This is a genomic window from Segatella copri (assembly GCF_003465495.1).
In the GTDB taxonomy this organism is placed as follows: Bacteria; Bacteroidota; Bacteroidia; order Bacteroidales; family Bacteroidaceae; genus Prevotella; species Prevotella copri_G.
In genome coordinates this window covers 1-692 of sequence record NZ_QSAV01000013.1, presented here as the reverse complement: position 1 = coordinate 692, position 692 = coordinate 1, and the positions used below count along the sequence as shown (strand labels likewise).

Genomic DNA, 692 nt, shown 5'->3' with positions numbered 1-692 from the left:
ATGCAAAAGGCACGCCGTCACATCGTAAGATGCTCCGACCGCTTGTAGGCGTATGGTTTCAGGAACTATTTCACTCCCCTGCTCGGGGTTCTTTTCACCTTTCCTTCACAGTACTCGTTCGCTATCGGTCTCACGGGAGTATTTAGCCTTACCGGATGGTCCCGGCAGATTCGCGCAGGATTCCTCGTGTCCCGCGTTACTCAGGATACCGCTATGCTGCATTTCGCTTCACATACTGGACTATCACCGTCTATGGTCACATTTTCCAAAGTGTTCTGTTCACGATTTGCATACAATGTCGCGGTCCTACAACCCCGCTGGCGCCTTGCGACGTCAACGGTTTGGGCTGTTCCCCGTTCGCTCGCCACTACTGGGGGAATCATTCATTTATTTTCTCTTCCTGCAGGTACTAAGATGTTTCAGTTCCCTGCGTTAGCTCTCAATCTTGAAGATTGAGTAACCGTCCTTCAGACGGCTAGGTTGTCCCATTCGGAAATCTCCGGATCAAGGGTTATTTGCACCTACCCGAAGCTTATCGCAGCTTATCACGTCCTTCATCGCCTCCGTGAGCCTAGGCATCCGCCATACGCCCTTTCTTACTTTCTTTACGACTGTATCTGTTATCTCGTTTATCATTGCTGATTACTCGACAACGAATAAGTAGCTCATACTTTCAGCTGTATTCTAACAAA

General features: G+C 49.1%; 1 rRNA gene (running past one end of the window). It reads right to left on the bottom strand.

Annotated features, from left to right (window positions below):
- A 23S ribosomal RNA gene (locus DWV53_RS05305) occupies positions 1–606 on the bottom strand (it extends 2,519 nt beyond the left edge of the window).
- Positions 607–692 lie beyond the last annotated feature (86 nt).